The 15,406-nt window shown below is 61.8% G+C and carries 13 protein-coding genes and 1 pseudogene; 5 read left to right on the forward strand and 9 right to left on the reverse strand.

Going from position 1 to position 15,406, the window contains the following annotated elements; genetic code table 11:
• Window positions 1-26 precede the first annotated feature (26 nt).
• The 8 genes and pseudogenes from EG19_RS08120 to EG19_RS08150 all read right to left on the reverse strand — a co-directional run bounded on the left by EG19_RS08120 (window position 27) and on the right by EG19_RS08150 (window position 8,366).
• Window positions 27-569: a hydrogenase maturation protease gene (locus tag EG19_RS08120; protein WP_053335102.1), complete on the reverse strand. Its 543-nt coding sequence runs from the start codon at window positions 567-569 to the stop codon at window positions 27-29.
• The gene (locus EG19_RS08125; RefSeq protein WP_038049430.1) at window positions 562-2,028 is read right to left on the reverse strand and encodes a Ni/Fe hydrogenase subunit alpha; all 1,467 of its coding nucleotides are present in this window, start codon (window positions 2,026-2,028) and stop codon (window positions 562-564) included. Before EG19_RS08125 ends, EG19_RS08120 begins: the two co-directional genes overlap by 8 nt.
• Window positions 2,006-2,995, reverse strand: coding sequence for an NADH-quinone oxidoreductase subunit B family protein (locus tag EG19_RS08130; RefSeq protein WP_038049431.1), 990 nt, complete (start codon window positions 2,993-2,995; stop codon window positions 2,006-2,008). Before EG19_RS08130 ends, EG19_RS08125 begins: the two co-directional genes overlap by 23 nt.
• Window positions 2,992-3,444: a hydrogenase iron-sulfur subunit gene (locus EG19_RS08135; protein ID WP_038049435.1), complete on the reverse strand. Its 453-nt coding sequence runs from the start codon at window positions 3,442-3,444 to the stop codon at window positions 2,992-2,994. The genes EG19_RS08130 and EG19_RS08135 overlap by 4 nt, the downstream gene beginning before the upstream one ends.
• The gene (locus EG19_RS08140) at window positions 3,437-6,802 is read right to left on the reverse strand and encodes an FAD-dependent oxidoreductase (RefSeq protein ID WP_053335103.1); all 3,366 of its coding nucleotides are present in this window, start codon (window positions 6,800-6,802) and stop codon (window positions 3,437-3,439) included. Before EG19_RS08140 ends, EG19_RS08135 begins: the two co-directional genes overlap by 8 nt.
• On the reverse strand, window positions 6,795-7,466 hold the full coding sequence (locus EG19_RS08145) for a CoB--CoM heterodisulfide reductase iron-sulfur subunit B family protein (protein WP_053335104.1): 672 nt from the start codon (window positions 7,464-7,466) through the stop codon (window positions 6,795-6,797). Before EG19_RS08145 ends, EG19_RS08140 begins: the two co-directional genes overlap by 8 nt.
• Before the next feature lie 82 nt (window positions 7,467-7,548).
• Window positions 7,549-7,695, reverse strand: a pseudogene (locus EG19_RS14455) (heterodisulfide reductase-related iron-sulfur binding cluster); the annotation flags it as partial.
• Window positions 7,692-8,366 (reverse strand): 4Fe-4S dicluster domain-containing protein, encoded by a 675-nt coding sequence (locus EG19_RS08150; protein ID WP_053335105.1) that lies wholly within the window; start codon window positions 8,364-8,366, stop codon window positions 7,692-7,694. The gene EG19_RS08150 and the pseudogene EG19_RS14455, both read right to left, overlap by 4 nt.
• A 118-nt stretch (window positions 8,367-8,484) precedes the next feature.
• Between EG19_RS08150 and gmd the strand changes: the two genes are divergently transcribed.
• The 5 genes from gmd to ftcD all read left to right on the forward strand — a co-directional run bounded on the left by gmd (window position 8,485) and on the right by ftcD (window position 15,030).
• On the forward strand, window positions 8,485-9,531 hold the full coding sequence (gmd, locus tag EG19_RS08155; RefSeq protein WP_038049438.1) for a GDP-mannose 4,6-dehydratase: 1,047 nt from the start codon (window positions 8,485-8,487) through the stop codon (window positions 9,529-9,531).
• A gap of 60 nt (window positions 9,532-9,591) precedes the next feature.
• Complete coding sequence (locus EG19_RS08160; RefSeq protein WP_161685512.1) at window positions 9,592-10,878, forward strand: flippase; 1,287 nt, start codon at window positions 9,592-9,594, stop codon at window positions 10,876-10,878.
• A 146-nt stretch (window positions 10,879-11,024) separates the two neighbouring features.
• Window positions 11,025-11,999, forward strand: a complete 975-nt coding sequence (locus EG19_RS08165; protein WP_038049442.1) for an FkbM family methyltransferase — start codon at window positions 11,025-11,027, stop codon at window positions 11,997-11,999.
• A gap of 101 nt (window positions 12,000-12,100) precedes the next feature.
• Window positions 12,101-13,306 (forward strand): glycosyltransferase family 4 protein, encoded by a 1,206-nt coding sequence (locus EG19_RS13155; RefSeq protein ID WP_161685515.1) that lies wholly within the window; start codon window positions 12,101-12,103, stop codon window positions 13,304-13,306.
• A gap of 29 nt (window positions 13,307-13,335) precedes the next feature.
• Entirely contained in the window at window positions 13,336-15,030 is a 1,695-nt protein-coding gene (ftcD, locus tag EG19_RS08175; RefSeq protein ID WP_038049446.1) for a glutamate formimidoyltransferase, read from the forward strand.
• Between the two features lie 132 nt (window positions 15,031-15,162).
• Here the strand turns inward: ftcD and EG19_RS08180 are convergent, their stop codons facing one another.
• Complete coding sequence (locus EG19_RS08180) at window positions 15,163-15,393, reverse strand: hypothetical protein (RefSeq protein WP_038049447.1); 231 nt, start codon at window positions 15,391-15,393, stop codon at window positions 15,163-15,165.
• Between the last annotated feature and the right edge of the window lie 13 nt (window positions 15,394-15,406).

The following is a 15,406-nucleotide window of genomic DNA, read 5'->3' on the forward strand; positions in this document are numbered from 1 at the left end:
GCGCAGACCGCTTTGGTATCCAGGGGTCAGTTGCCTGCCAATTCCGGGGACCTGCCCATCGACGTTACCCCAGAGCTAAAAGCCTTGGTGCCGACTGCTGATCGAGCCGTTAAGGCCGCCAATTCCTCCAAAATCTGAGATACCAAAACCGGCAGGGACTGCTGAACTGGGGGGCTTAAAGGGTGGCCGATGGTGGCGAGGTCCTGGGCTTCCACGGCGAAAATGACCACCTCCCGGGGGAAAGGCAAGCCCAGGTGCTGGGCTACCGCTTGCGCTTCCGGCAAGCCGGCCCAGTGCGCCGAGGGGGCCGCCACGGGCGAAAGGTCTTCCAGCCGGTAGCGGAAGATGGTGCCGGCTGGGGCGGCGCCGGTTTTTACGGCGTCAATGATGATGGCGGCTTCAAAGCCCACCAGCTCTTCTAGGAGCTCCATGCCGGCGGCAGCGCTCGTTTTAAGCTCCACCTGGGGGGAGAGGTGTGGCGCCAGAAGAGCAGCTGCCGCCGGACCCAGCCCGTCGTCGGCAATGAGGTCGTTGCCCAAAGCCAAAACCAGCACCGGCTTTTCAGCCATCCCGGCGTATCTCGCGCAGCAGTTGGCCCTGGGGGTTGTAAAGGCGGACGATCAGGGGCATGGAGCCGGGCAACGCATGAGTGGCGCAGCCGTGGCAGGGGTCGTAGGCCCGAAAGGCCATTTCCACCATGTTCAAAAGCCCGTCGCTCACTTCCCCGTTTTTGATGAGCCCCTTGGCCGCCTTATCCACCGACATGGCAATGCGGGCGGCGTTGTTCTGGGTGGCCACGATGAGGTTGGCAGCGGTGATGATGCCGCGCTCGTCGGTGCGGTAGTGATGGATGAGGGTGCCGCGCGGGGCTTCCACCACCCCCACGCCTTCGGCAGGGATGGCCGAAGGCAAGGTGCGCACGTGGGGATCCAGGATTTCGGGATCGGCGGCCAGCTCCGCCATGCACTCGGCAGCGTAAAGGAGCTCGATGAGGCGGGCCCAGTGGTTGGCCAAGGTAAAGTGCACGGGTTTGCCGCCCAGGGTGGCGTAAAAGCGCTCGTATTCCTCCTGGGCAGCAGGGGTGGCCATGCCTTCAGCGGCGTTGAGGCGCGCCAGTGGAGCAACGCTGTACACGCCGGAGTCGGTACCGTCCACAAAGCCCTTCCAGCCTACCTTTTTCAGGTAGCAGAACTTGATGTAGCTCCACGGCTCCACGTGCTCGCCAATGTAGTCCAGGTACTCCGAAACCGGGAAGAGCGCGGCTTCTCGGCCCGCAGGGTCCACCACCCGCAGCTTGCCGTCGTAAAAGTTCACCCTTTTTTGCTCGTCCACCAGGCCCATGTAGTAGGTTTTGTGGGTGTAGATGTCGGAGGTAATCCAGTCCACGTAAGCTTGGTTGGCCAACACCACATCGGCAAAGACCTTCAAGGAAAACTTGGCAAACTCCACGGCGTGGGCGGCCCCTTTGCGGAAGGCTTCCACGTCTTCTTGGGTCAAGGGCTTGGCAATGCCACCGGGCAAGCCAAAAACCGGGTGGATGACCTTGCCGGCAGCACGGGTGATGAGCTCCCGCATTTCCCGGCGCAGGCCAATGACTTCCTTGCCCACTTCCAGGCCCACTTTCCCCAAAACCCCCAGGATATTGCGCTCCCCCTTGGGAGCTTGCGGTCCCACCACAAAATCAGGTCCGCCCAGGAAGTAAAAATGCAGGGCGTGGTCTTCCACAAAGAAGGTGGCGTACACCAGCTCCCGAATCTTCTTGGCCGCTGATGGAGGTTCCACCTGGTACAGGGCATCCAGGGCCTTGGTGGAGGCCATGTGGTGCGCGGTGGGGCACACGCCGCAAATACGGGAGGTAATCTGCGGCATGTCTTCGGCGGGGCGACCCACCGCAAACTTTTCAAAGCCCCGCAGCTCCGGGACCTGAAAGTACGCCCTGTCCACGTTGCCTTGCTCGTTGAGGAACACGGCAATCTTGCCGTGGCCCTCCAAGCGGGTAATGGGATCAATGACGACCGTGCGGCTCATGCCTCACCTCCCCCCGGGCCCGGGCCAACAGGGAAGCGGGAACGCTGTAGCGGTAAAAGACCCCCGCCGGATCGGGCAAACCCTCCAAAATGGCAAGCACCTGCGCTTCGTCTTTAGCGTCCAAAAGCGAAGCCAGGCCGGCCAAGGCCTTGGCCCCCTGATCCATCACCCTGCTGGTGGGGCCGAGACAGCCGGTACAGGGCATGTTGCCGGCAATGCAGGCGGCGCCACAGCCGCTGCGGGTGGCCGGCCCCATGCAAACAAGACCCTGCGCCAGCAAGCACTTTTCCTGGTCAATGAGGACCTGATGGGGCCGGGTGAGCTGGGAAAGCTGCAGTTTTTCCGGCTTGGATTCCTTGCGCGGGCAGGAGTCACACAAGGCCACATCCGGTGCCAAAACCGTGCCCTTGGGCGGCAGTTCCCCTTTCAAGATGGCTGTCACCGCTTGCACGATGAGCTCCACCGGCGGCGGGCAGCCGGGCAGGTAATAGTCCACCGGCACCACCTGGTTGAGCGCCCGCACCTGCGGGGAGAAGCTGGGTAGCTCCAGCTCTCCTTCCGGCGCCGGGAAGCGTTCCTGGGGATAGGTGCCGCCGTTGGCGACGCTGGGGGCTTGCTCGTACACCCAGCGGAGGATTTCCTCCCGGCCGAAGAGGTTGGCAAGGCCAGGGATGCCGCCCAAATGGGCACAGGCGCCAAAGGCGATGAGCAGCTGGCTTTTCTTCCGCAGGAGGTGCGCCATTTCTTCCTGCTCCGAGGTGCGAATGGCGCCGTTCACAAAGCAGGCGGTAATGGCCCCGTCTTCCATGGCTTCCACATCGGCGCGCTTGAAGTCCAGGGCCACCGGCCAGAAGACGATGTCCACCGCTTCCACCACCGGCAGGATGCCTTCGGCTAAATCCACCACCGCTTCTTCGCACCCCCCACAGGAGGCGCACCAGTAAAAGGCCACTTTGGGTTTGCTCATACCCCACCTCCTGCTGCCGCAGCCTCCCTTGCTTCTTCCGGCACCAACGGCGGCAGCGGTCCGAGCTTTTTCACCTCCTCCACCATTTCGTTGATGACCCGCTGCACCTTTTCCCCTTCGGAAGCGGAAATCCACTCCAGCCGCAAGCGCTCGGGGGCAATGCCGAATTGCGCCAGGAGCTTACGCAAAGCGTGAAAGCGCCGCAGGCACTTGTAGTTGCCCTCCTGGTAGTGGCAATCCCCGGGGTGGCAGCCGCCGATGAGCACGCCGTCGGCACCTTCCCGGAAGGCCGCTAAAACGAACTGCGGATCCACCCTTCCCGAGCACATGACCCGCACCACCCGCACGTTGGGGGCGTAGGTCATGCGGGCGGTACCCGCCAGGTCCGAAGCGGTGTAGGTGCACCAGTTGCAAAAGAACGCCACGATGCGGGGTTCAAAGCTAGACATAGGCCAAAACCCCCTTAATCTCGGCAAGGATTTGCCGATCGGTAAAGAGCTGCTGCTGGGCAGCTCCGGAAGGACAGGCTGCCACACAGGTGCCGCAGCCCTTGCACAGAGCTTCGTTAATGCGGGACTTGCCCTTTTCCCCATCGAAGGTAATGGCGGAGTAGGGGCAAAGGGGCACGCAGGTCTTACAGCCCGAGCAAGCCTCTTCGTCAATCCAGGCCACGTTGGGCTCCAGCTCCACGTAGCCGCGATCCAGAAGCGCCAAAGCCTCCCCCGCCGCCGCTCCCGCTTGCGCTACGGTGTCGGGGATGTCCTTGGGACCCTGGCACGCGCCGGCGACCCAAACCCCGTCGGTGAAGGTGGCCACCGGCGCCAGCTTGGGGTGCCGCTCCAGGAACCAGCCTTCGGCGGAACAGGACATGTTGAACGTGCGCCGCACCTCCTCGGCGTCGGGCCTGGCCTCCAAAGCCACCGAAAGCACCACCATGTCCACCGGGATGCGCCGCACCACGCCAATGTTGGTGTCCTCCACCCGCAACACCAGCTTGCCTTCCTCTTCCGGGCTCATGGCCCAGTCGGTGACCTCCGCCACCCGGCCGCGGATGCAGTGCACCCCTTCCTCCATGAGCCGCAGGTAAAACTCCTCGTAGCCTTTGCCGGGGGTGCGCATGTCAATGTAGAAGTTGTAAACCTCGGCGCCGGTGCGCTCGTGGATTAAGTGGGCCAGCTTCAGGGAGTACATGCAGCAAACCCGGGAGCAGTACTTGTGGTAGCGCTGATCCCTGGAGCCCACGCAGTGAATGATCCCCACCGATTTGGGGATGCGCCCATCCCGCAGCCGCACCTCTCCGCCGGTGGGCCCGGAAGCGTTGACCAGCCGCTCCACCTCCAGGCTGGTAAAGACGTTGGGGTAGCGGCCGTAGCCGTACTCGGGGATGCGCTTGGGATCGAAGGGGGCAAAGCCGGTGGCCACAATGATGGCCCCCACCGGCAGCTCGATGAGCTCGTCTTTGTCGTCGTAGTGGATGGCTTTGCGTTCGCAAACGGTGGCACAAAGCTGGCAGTCACAGCAAATGCCGCAGGCCAGGCAGCGCTTGGCTTCCTCCATGGCTTGCTCGCGGGTGTAGCCGGTGTGCACCTCCCGGAAGGAGCGGCGCTCGGGCAGGGGGATTTCCGGCACCGGCACGCGCGGTTTGACCGGAAGCCCCTCAGTGTCCACCTCCCAAGCCTGCACCACGTGAACTTCCCGCTCGCGTCCTTCACGTAAATCCTGGCCTTGGATGAAGCGGTGGATGGACTCGGCCGCTTTCTTGCCGGCGGCCATGGCGGTGACCACCACATCAGGACCTGTGACGCAGTCGCCGCCGGCAAAAACGCCGGGGATGGGGGTTTCGAGGGTATCTGCATCGGCGCGCAAAGTTCCCCACCGCTCGGTGGGCAAACCCAGCTTTTCCGCTTCCGCTTCCTGGCCCACGGTGACGATCACCGCATCCGCTGGCATTTCAAACTCCGAGCCGGGAATGGGGACCGGCCGCGGGCGCCCGGAGCTGTCGGGTTCTCCCAGCTGCATGCGCTGGAGCCTAACGGCCGAGAGGCGGTCTCGCCCCACGAAAGCCACCGGCGCCACCAAGAACTCGAACCTCACCCCCTCAGCTTCCGCGGCCTCTATTTCCGCGGGATCGGCCGGCATTTCGTTGCGGGTGCGGCGGTAGGCAACGGTTACGGTTTCGGCACCGCAGCGAAGCGCCGTGCGGGCCGCATCCAGCGCCGAGTTGCCGCCACCCACCACCACCACATGGCCGGAAAGCCTGACGCTTTCCCCAAGGTTTACCCGGCGGAGGAAATCCACACCGGGGAAAACCCCGGGGAGGTCTTCGCCGGGGACGTTGAGCTTGCGCTCGCGGTGGGCACCGATGCCCACAAAAACCGCAGCAAACTGCCGGCGGAGCTCCTCCACCGTGATGTGCTTGCCCACCTCTACACCCAACCGGAACTCCACCCCCAGACGCTCAAAGCGCCGCATGTCGGCAGCAATCACCTCGCGCGGCAAGCGGAAAGCGGGGATCCCCAGGGTGAGCATGCCGCCCGGCAGCGAGGCCTTTTCAAACACCGTCACCTGGTACCCCCGCTGGCGCAGCTCAAAAGCGCACGCTAAGCCCGCCGGCCCCGAGCCCACGATGGCCACCCGTTGCGGCAGCTCCTTCTCGGGCCTGGGGAAGTCGTAATCCCCCGCCTGGTCCACCACGAACCGCTTCAAGGCCGGCAGGCTCACCGGTTCATCCACCCCGCAGCGGGTGCAGTGGGTCATGCAGGGGTGGGTGCACACCCGGCCGCAAATGGCCGGCAGCGGGTTGTCCCGCAAAATGACCTTTAAAGCCTCATCGAAGCGCCCCTGGGCAATGAGCGCCACGTAGGCTTGGGCCGCCTGGTGCAGCGGGCAGCCGGCCTGGCAGGGGGGCATGCCGCGGCGGGAAATGGTGTAAGCCCCGGGGACCGCCTGCGGGAAAGGTCGGTAAATGGCCTTGCGGGTGGAAAGCCCCTGGTTAAACTCCGAGGGCACCTCCACCGGGCATACCTTTTCGCACTCGCCGCAGCCGGTGCACTCCTCCACATCCACGTAGCGGGCCTTGCGGCGCACGGTCACCGTGAAGTTGCCCACAAAACCGTCTACCTTTTCCACCTCGCTGTAAGACAAAAGCTTGATGTTGGGGTGGGAAGCCACCGCGGTCATTTTGGGGGTGAGGATGCATGCGGCGCAGTCCAGGGTGGGGAAGGTCTTGTCAAACATGGCCATGTGCCCGCCAATGGAGGGCTCCCGCTCCACCAAGTAGACGGTTTTCCCTGAATCGGCGGCGGTGAGGGCCGCGTGAATGCCGGCAATCCCCCCACCCACCACCAGCACGTCGCGGTGCACCTCCACCCGCTTGCGTTCCAAAGGCGCGTGATGCCAAACCCGACTTACCGCTCCTGCCACTAACGCCTTAGCCTTTTCGGTGGCTGCCCCCTTGTCCCAGGTAACCCAGCTCACCTGCTCGCGAATGTTGGCCATTTGAAACAGGAACGGGTTCACACCTCCCTTGGCTGTGGCTCCGCGAAATGTGGGCTCATGCATGAGGGGAGAGCAGGAAGCCACCACCACCCGGTTCACCCCAAGCTCGGCAATGTCCTTTTGAATGAGCTCCTGACCGGGATCCGAGCACATGAACGGGTACTCCCGGGCCACCACCACCCCCGGCAGGGTTTGGGCAAAGGCCACCACTTCGGCCACATCCACTTTGGACGCAATGTTGATGCCGCAGCGGCACACGTAAACCCCTATGCGGGGGCCGCCGTTGCCAGCGTGGTACCCGTCAGGCATAGACACCTCCCAGCCGGCGCTCCAGAGCCGGCTCGAGCGGGACCAGCATGCGCTGGAGGCCCAGAGCCTTGCGCTCCAGGCCAAAAGCCACACCTATCAGCTGGGTGAAGAACACCGCTGGCAAGGCCGCCAGGTCCGGGTATTCCACGCGAACTTTGCGCTGGAAACACTCGAGGTTGCACTCGCAAAACGGGCAGGCCGTTATGACCACATCGGCCTTGCGGTGCTGCGCTTCTTTGAGCAGGATGTAGGAAAGCCGGAGGCCCACCTCTTCCACAGTTCCGGTAAGCGACCCACCGCAACAGCGGGTCTTCAGCGGCCAATCCACCGGCTCGGCTCCCAAAGCCTCCACAAGCCTGTCCAGCGACTGCGGGTTTGCCGGGTCATCGAAGGTGGCAAAGGGGCGGGTAAGGAGGCAACCGTAGTAGCTCACCACGCGCAGGCCGGTGAGGGGCTTTTTCACCGCTTGGCGTATCCGTCCCAAACCCACGTCGTTGACCAGCACATCCAAAGGGTGTCGCACCCTCACCGAACCCCGGTAGGTGAGACCTGCATCCTTCAGGGCCCCGCGCAGCGCGTCGGCCACTCCTCCTCCGTTGCTTACCGCCTTCTGGGCCTTCTTCATGACCACGTAACACGCCGGACAAGGGGTGATGAGGTCCACATGGTCGTTTCCCGCTTGGGCCTTCGGCCAGCGCCAGGTTGCGCAGCGAAAGCCCCCAGGAGCGGGCCTCGTCCACCGCCATGTACATGGTGGCCCCACAGCAGTTCCAGTCCTCCACCTCGCGGTAGGAGACGCTCAAAACCCCGAGGATGGCCTCCAGGGACTCCTCGTAAGCGCGCCCCGTGGCCTTCAGCGCGCAACAGCACCCCGGGTAGTAGAGGTAGCTCATGCCACACCTCCCTTTCCGCCAGCCGCTGACACGGCCACTCCGGGCGGCGTATGGGCCTGCAACGGTCCGGGTGGGCCTCCTCTTGCCGCTAACCTGGACTCCAGCCCGGAAAGCAACGCGGAAAGCTGACGGCGGTTGCGGATGCGGTCGGCCACAATCCCCAGCCGGCCTTTGAGGAAAAGCTTGACGCCGAGACCCGCTTTACCCACGTGCCGCCAGGGACCGGCCTTGAGATACATGCGCAGGGTGACTTCCCCCTCGGAGTTACGCCCCCTCTTGGCCACCACCTTGAAGAACTCCCGAGCCAAGATGGGAACTGGAAACCGACGGGGGTAAACCCCCTCGTGGATGGCCATGCGCTTGAGCGCGTACATCACCTCGGTAATGGGGATCTTTTGCGGGCAGGCAACCGTGCAGGCGTAGCAAGAAGCGCACAGCCAAATCGTGAAGCAGGAAAGCACGTCATCCCGCATCCCCGCCCGGGTCATGGCCACGATGCGCCGGGGGGTGTAGTCCATGTAGTGGCTCACCGGGCAGGTTGCCGCGCAGGTCCCACACTGGATACACCGCGCCACCGCTTCCCCCTCGGGTATCGCCATGACCTTCTTTGGGAAAGCAGGATCCAGCTGGTGTTGATACCGGATCCGCCAGGCCTTCGTCCAGTGGCCCATGTCACACCTCCATTTTTCGTTTGTCACTTTAAGACATTGTGAAAGAGATGTCAAGCACGCATCGCTCCCTTTAAGACCCTTCCCCATGCTGGGAGAGCCAAAGTGCTAAAATCCTCGCATGAAACGAGCACTGATTACCGGCATCACAGGACAGGACGGGTCATTCTTAGCGGAGTTTCTTCTCGAAAAGGGCTACGAGGTCCACGGCCTGGTGCGGCGGTCCTCAAGCTTCAACCGCGCCCGCATTGACCACCTGCGGTCGGACGGCCGCTTTCGCCGGCGGTTTTTCCTCCACTACGGCGACCTCTCGGATGCCGATTCCCTGCACGAAGCGGTGCGACAAACCAAGCCGGATGAGGTTTACAACCTTGCCGCTCAGTCGCACGTGGGGGTGTCATTCCATCAGCCCACCTACACCGCCGACGTGGTGGCTCTCGGTGCCTTGCGGCTCTTGGAAGCAGTGCGCCAGCTGGCACCCGAAGCCCGTTATTACCAGGCTTCTTCCTCCGAGCTCTTCGGCAAGGCCCAGGAGGTACCGCAAAGCGAAAAGACGCCGTTTCACCCCCGCTCCCCTTACGCCGTGGCCAAGCTCTTTGCCTTCTGGGCCACCGTCAACTACCGCGAAGCTTACGGCCTTTTTGCCTGCAACGGCATCCTTTTCAACCACGAATCCCCCCGCCGGGGCGAAAACTTCGTGACCCGCAAGATCACCAAAGCGGTGGCCGAGTTTGCCACCGGCCTGCGCGAGGAACCTCTAGCACTGGGCAACCTCGAAGCCCGCAGGGACTGGGGTTTTGCCGGCGATTACGTGGAAGCCATGTGGTTGATCCTGCAGCAGCAGGAGCCGGACGACTATGTGGTGGGCACAGGGGAAACCCACTCCGTCCGCGAGTTCTGCCAGCTCGCCTTTAGCGAAATTGGCATTGAGCTGCAGTGGGAAGGCCAAGGCGTGGAGGAAAAGGGGCTCGACCGCAAAACCGGCAAGGTCCTGGTGGTGGTGGACCCCCGCTACTTCCGTCCTGCGGAGGTGGAGCTCCTGCAAGCCGATCCCCGGAAGGCCAAGGAAAGGCTCGGCTGGCAGCCCAAGGTCTCGTTCCCGGAGCTTGTGCGGCTCATGGTGCAGGCGGACATCCAAGAGCTCACCAAGAAACACCAGGGGCGGTAGCCCACGATGCGCGCTGGTGGCCCTTGGCAGCACAGCACAACGTGAGGCGCGGGGGCAGTGGTGGGAAAACCCAGCTGGCCCTGGAAGCTCCCTTCCGCCTTCCTTAAAAACACCGCCGGCCTCTATCTCGATACCTTCACCAGCTACCTTTTCCCCCTCATCACGCTTCCCTACGTGGTGCGCGTGTTGGGCGCCCGTGGCTTTGGCCTGGTGGCCTTCGCCCAGTCCTTTGTGGGTTATCTCAACGTTCTTGTGGATTTTGCCCTGGCCTTTTCGGGCACCCGGGCGGTAGCTCAATGCTCGCCCGACCGCAGAGAGATAAGCCAGGTTGTTGCTAACGGGCTCGCTCTTCGGCTGGGGTTGGCCACGGTGTTTTTCCCGCTTGTCTTCTTTCTTTGCCACAGCTTTGCTGCTTTCCGCGAGGCCAAAACGGTTGTTCTTATTCTGTACCTCACCTCCTTCGCCACCGCGATCAGCGCCAGTTGGCTCTTCTTAGCCTTTGAAGAGATGTGGGTTCTCGCCCGGGTTAATCTCCTCATCAACCTGGGCGTGATGGCCGCGATTTTCACCCTGGTTCGTTCCGCGGATGACGTGGTGGTTTACGCGGCCATCCTGGCGGCAGGACCGTTGGCCGGAAGCGTAATTTCCCTGAGCCTTGCCTTTCGGCGGTTCCCCATCGCTCCGATCTTGCCAAGAATTTCGGGCGTTCTGACCATGGCGCGTACCGGGTTTACCCTCTCGCTTTCGCAGGTCCTCATCGCCCTCTACACCACCGGCAACTCCTTCATTTTGGGAACGCTGGCTAGCAAAGAGACGGTAGGCTACTTCGCCGCCGCTGACAAGATTGTGCGTGCGGTGCTGCGCTTGGTGGCCCCTCTCACCACCGGCATCTTTCCGCGGATGGTTCACGTTGCCAAACGGTCGGTGACTGAGCTTTTGAGTCGCACGCGTTTACTGCTCATTCTCTACGCTGTAATGGGTTTTGGCTTAACTCTGCTCCTATGGCTTTCAGCACCGTGGGTGGTGCCATGGTTTTTCGGCTCTAGCTTCTCGGCCACCGTACCCGTACTGAGGATCCTTAGCCTCATCATCTTTTTTAACGCCTGTACTAACGTGCTGGGCTTTCATCTTCTCCTACCCGCAGGGCATGACCGAGCCTTCACCGCTATTACCCTCATTGCCGGGATGGTGGACGTAGCACTGGCGGGGCTTTTCGTCCCTAACTGGCAAGCAGTGGGTATGGCCTTGGCCATTGTGGGCACCGAGGCCTTTGTGGCCGCGGCGCTGGCCGGAGCAGGATGGAGGCTATTCCGGCGAGAGAGCGCTAGCACCGATGAAAAGGACTAGCCCGGGCCCGCTGTTTTCGTACCTTAAGGAGAAATGTCCGTAGAAACTTGCTCAGCGGTTTGCTGCAGGCAATTCGAAGGTTTTGGCTGAAAAACGCTGTCCACGCATGTGAACTCAAGGTTTTTTACCAATGGTAAAATAGCAACATGGATTTCGGAAAAACCCGACTGCGTTTGTGGCTCCTTGAGGGGCTATCGCTATTGTTGCGAGGTCGATCCTTGGATAGCTTCGAACGCGCAGGTCTCAAAGTCCAGTTGCCCTTGGGTGGGTTCCGCCAGGCCGCACGGTGGCTACTTTTGCGCGATTTTGGCGGTGAAAAACCGGGTTTCGACAGCGTCGCCCTGGTGGTCCCCGTTTTGCAAGGAAAGTTCAGGTTGGCGCTAGCTCCCGACGATTGGTCGGTTAGTGGCTCCATCTTGGAGCACCGCTTTTGGGAGCCCGAGGTTACCGCCTTTCTTGCGGCTACTGTGCAACCAGGGTGGACGGTGCTAGACGTAGGCGCCAATGTGGGCTTCCACACGTTCCATGCAGCCACTCTAGTCGGCCCCAGCGGCCTGGTGTACGCGGTGGAGCCCGACCCTCGGAACGCCGTCCTTCTGCGTTTAACCGCTGCTCTGGCGCCCGAGCTTCGGGTAACCGTTATCGAAGCGGCCCTTTCCGACCGTGATGGAGAGATAGTTCTTATGGAACCCGGAGAGGCCGGACGCACCGGCATTGGAGTCACCCACCACGATGGGCAAGTCCTGGAAAAGGCGGCAAAAACAGCTGGTGCACGGTTTACCAAAGTTCCCGCCCTTTGTTGGGACCGCCATTTTCAGGATGTGCCTCTTCACTTGGTAAAAATCGACGTAGAAGGGTACGAGCCGTTTGTCGTGCGCGGTATGGAGCAGTCGCTCGTGCGATGGCAACCTATCGTAGTTACGGAATTTGCCCCTTCCCATTTGCAGCACGTTGGGGGCATTGAGCCGCTTTCCTACCTGCAATGGTTTCAAGAGCGAGGCTTTCGGTTGTTCCTTATCGATGACCCCTCCGGCACGCTCATTCCTGCGGACGCAGAAACCGTGATGAGGTCCCTCCACGGACGCCCAGGGGTAAACCTGGCCTTCCTCCCGAATTCCTAGGCGGAGGATCACCCGACGTCGTCCAAGGAGGGCCATGCCGGAAAATGGTTCCACACAGGCCATGTCAAGAAAAACGCTTCCATGACCTATACTCAAACGCGATGGAAGGGGAAAGCCTCAGCAAACCAAAAACCGGTGGTAGCAAGAAAGTGTTTATTGACCTTGCTCCCTTTGTGACAGCTTCCGCCTTCCAAGGAATTGGACGCTACTTACGCGAGCTACTAGGGGCCTTTGGAAAGCTTGACCCCGCTCACTGGAAAGACCTGGAAGCGGTGGGCCTTGACACCCAATCTTGGCCTTGGAAGACGGTTAAAATCGAGGAGCTTCTTAAGGAGAATGGTGTACCAAAGGTAACTGCACCTATCCCCGCAAAGAGCACATGGCGACATCGAATGGCTGGACGGTACCTAAAAGCGCTTGGTTGTGCTTGCTACCATCAACCCGAGCCCCACCACACCCCAATTTTTGCTGGGGTTCCCCTAGTACTTTCGATCCACGACATCATTCCCATCGAGTTCCCGCATCTCTACTCGAGAAAAGCTCCCCGAATACGTTTGTGCATTAACCTTGCCCTGATGAAATTTCGGACGCTTAGTGCATCGCACATTATCACGGGGTCGCAATACGTCAAAGAGCAACTGCAGCGCCGATTTCAGGTCCCTCCAGCAAAAATCTCGGTGGCCTACTATGGCGTGGATTTGAATCGCTTCCACCCCCACACCGCATTGGAAGAGGAGAGGCGAGTCGCCAGGGACTACAACATCAACGGTCCTTACTTTCTTTACGTCGGGACAGCAGATCCACGAAAGAACTTGGGCTTTCTTTTGGAAGCAATGGCCGCCAGCCAAACAGAGATTCCCCTACTGGTGGCCGGACGCATTCACGATCTCCACCGACCTCAGCTTCAAGCCAAACTGCAACAGCTCCAGCTTGGAAATAAAGTTCGCTTTCTCGGGTACGTAGCGGAAGATGACTTGCCTGCCTTGTACCGTCATAGCCTCGCCTTGCTCTTCCCAAGCCTCAGCGAGGGATTTGGCCTCCCGGTAGTAGAAGCCATGGCCTGCGGAACGCCGGTGGTGGCTTTTGCCAACAGCTCCATTCCCGAGGTGGCCGGTGATGCCGCGTGGCTTGTCCCTACCAACGACCTTCCGGCCTTCGTAGAGGCCATGAAGGTTCTGGCGGTAAACCACGAAAAAAGGCAAGAGCTCGTGGCCACAGGCCTGGAACGGGCCAAGCTGTTCACCTGGGAAAACACTGCTCGGGCGGTGCTGGGCGTATACCGCCGGGTGCTGGGCTTGCCGCAGTAAGCTGCTAGCATTTCCCGCTGGAGGTGGGCATGAGGCTGGTGGAGTGTGTGCCGAATATCTCGGAGGGGAAGAGGCCGGAGGTTTACGAAAAGGTGGCGCAGGCGGTCACCAAGGTGCCGGGGGTGACGCTTCTCAACGTGGACCCGGGAGCGGAAACCAACCGCACGGTGATTACCTTTGTGGGCGAGCCGGAAGCGGTGCTGGAAGCCGCCTATCAACTGGCCGCTACCGCTTTTGAGCTCATTGATATGCGCCAGCACCAGGGGGCGCACCCCCGCATTGGGGCCGTGGACGTGGTGCCATTCGTGCCCATATCCGGGGTCACCATGGATGACTGCGTGGCGCTGGCCAAAAGGCTCGGGGAGCGCCTCGCCACCGATTTTGCCGTGCCGGTTTACCTTTACGAGTTTGCCGCCTCCGCCCCTCACCGCCGCAACCTCTCGGACATCCGCGCCGGGGAGTACGAGGGCTTGCCCGAAAAGCTCAAGGATCCCGCGTGGCAGCCGGATTTTGGCCCGGCCCAGTTCAACCCCAAGCTGGGAGCCTGCGTGGTGGGGGCCCGCAAGTTCCTGGTGGCCTATAACGTCAACCTCAACACCACCGACAAGCGCCTGGCCAACCGCGTGGCCCTGGACGTGCGCGAAAAGGGGCGCATGAAGCGGGACGAAAAAGGCGAGGTCATCCGCAACGAAAAAGGCGAGCCCGTTTACGAGCCGGGGCTCTTGAAGTCGGTAAAAGCCGTGGGGTGGACCATCCCCGAGTACGGCTGCGCTCAGGTTTCCATGAACCTCACGGATTTAGACGTCACGCCGCTGCACGTGGCCTTTGATACCTGCGAGGAAAAAGCCCGGGAGCGGGGCCTGCGGGTGACGGGATCGGAGCTGGTGGGCTTGGTGCCCAAGTTCGCGCTTCTGGAGGCGGGCAAGCACTACCTGGCGCGCATGGGTAAAAGCCGGGGGGTTCCGGAAGAGGAAATCATCCACGTGGCCATTCGTACCCTGGGACTTTCGGAGGTCAAGCCTTTCAACCCCGCCGAGCGCATCATCGAGTACCGGCTGGCGCCTCCCGCTCGGCTTGCCAACATGACCGTGCGTGCTTTTGCCAACGAGCTTTCCACCGACTCTCCGGCCCCCGGCGGAGGCTCGGTTTCTGCCCTTTGCGGGGCGCTGTCCGCAGCGCTGGCTTCCATGGTGGCCAACTTGAGCTTGGGGAAAAAGGGCTTTGAAGACAAGAAAGACGCGCTGGAGCGCATCGCCGTTCGTGGCCAAGAGCTCAAAGACCGCTTGCTTTGGGCCATGGATGAAGACACCCGCGCCTTCGATGCGCTTTTAGCTGCCATGCGCTTGCCCAAGGGGAGCCCGGAGGAGCAGCAAAACCGGGCGCAGGCGGTGGAGCAGGCCACCCTCAAGGCCATTGAGGTGCCGCTTTCGGTGCTGGAAGCCTGCCCCGAGATCCTGGAGCTCTGCCTGGAGGTTGCCACGATTGGCCTGCAAGCCTCCCTTTCCGATGCCGGCGTGGGCGCCCAGGTCGCCCGAGCGGCCGCCGCCGGGGCCTACCAAAACGTGTGCATCAACCTTCCGTCGCTTTCGGACCGCGCCACCGCCGGGCAGCTCCTGGCCCGGGCCGATGAGGCCTGGCTAAAGGTCCGGGAAAAACACGCGCTGGCGGAGGAGCAAATCCTCCGCAAGCTGCGGCAGCAGGCCCTCACCCAGGTAGAGGCGTAAAGGATTAGGTCTCCGGCAAGGAAGAAGCACCGAGAAAGCAAGACCCGCCTGCGTTTGAGGCTCCCGCCAGGCTAGGATTGTTGTTAAGTGCCCCCAACCAGAGAGGCCCAAGACCACCAAGAAGGGGCCTCATCAGGCCCCCCGGGCTTTGAGCTCGGCCAGCAATTCCTCGTAAGTAAGTACCGGCTCTTGGGCGCGTTCGGAGAGCAGGCGGAGATCCTGCAGGTCTTCGGCCAAGCCCTGGCGCACCAAGTCGCCGACTAGCGCGGAAACCGTTTTTCCGGAAAGCCCAGCCTTAAGCTTAAGTGCCTCGTAAAGCTCTGTGCTTAAGCAAACGGTAAAGCGCCGAACTCTGCGTGCCATAGCAAGCCTCCAC

Source organism: Thermoanaerobaculum aquaticum (assembly GCF_000687145.1).
GTDB lineage: Bacteria > Acidobacteriota > Thermoanaerobaculia > Thermoanaerobaculales > Thermoanaerobaculaceae > Thermoanaerobaculum > Thermoanaerobaculum aquaticum.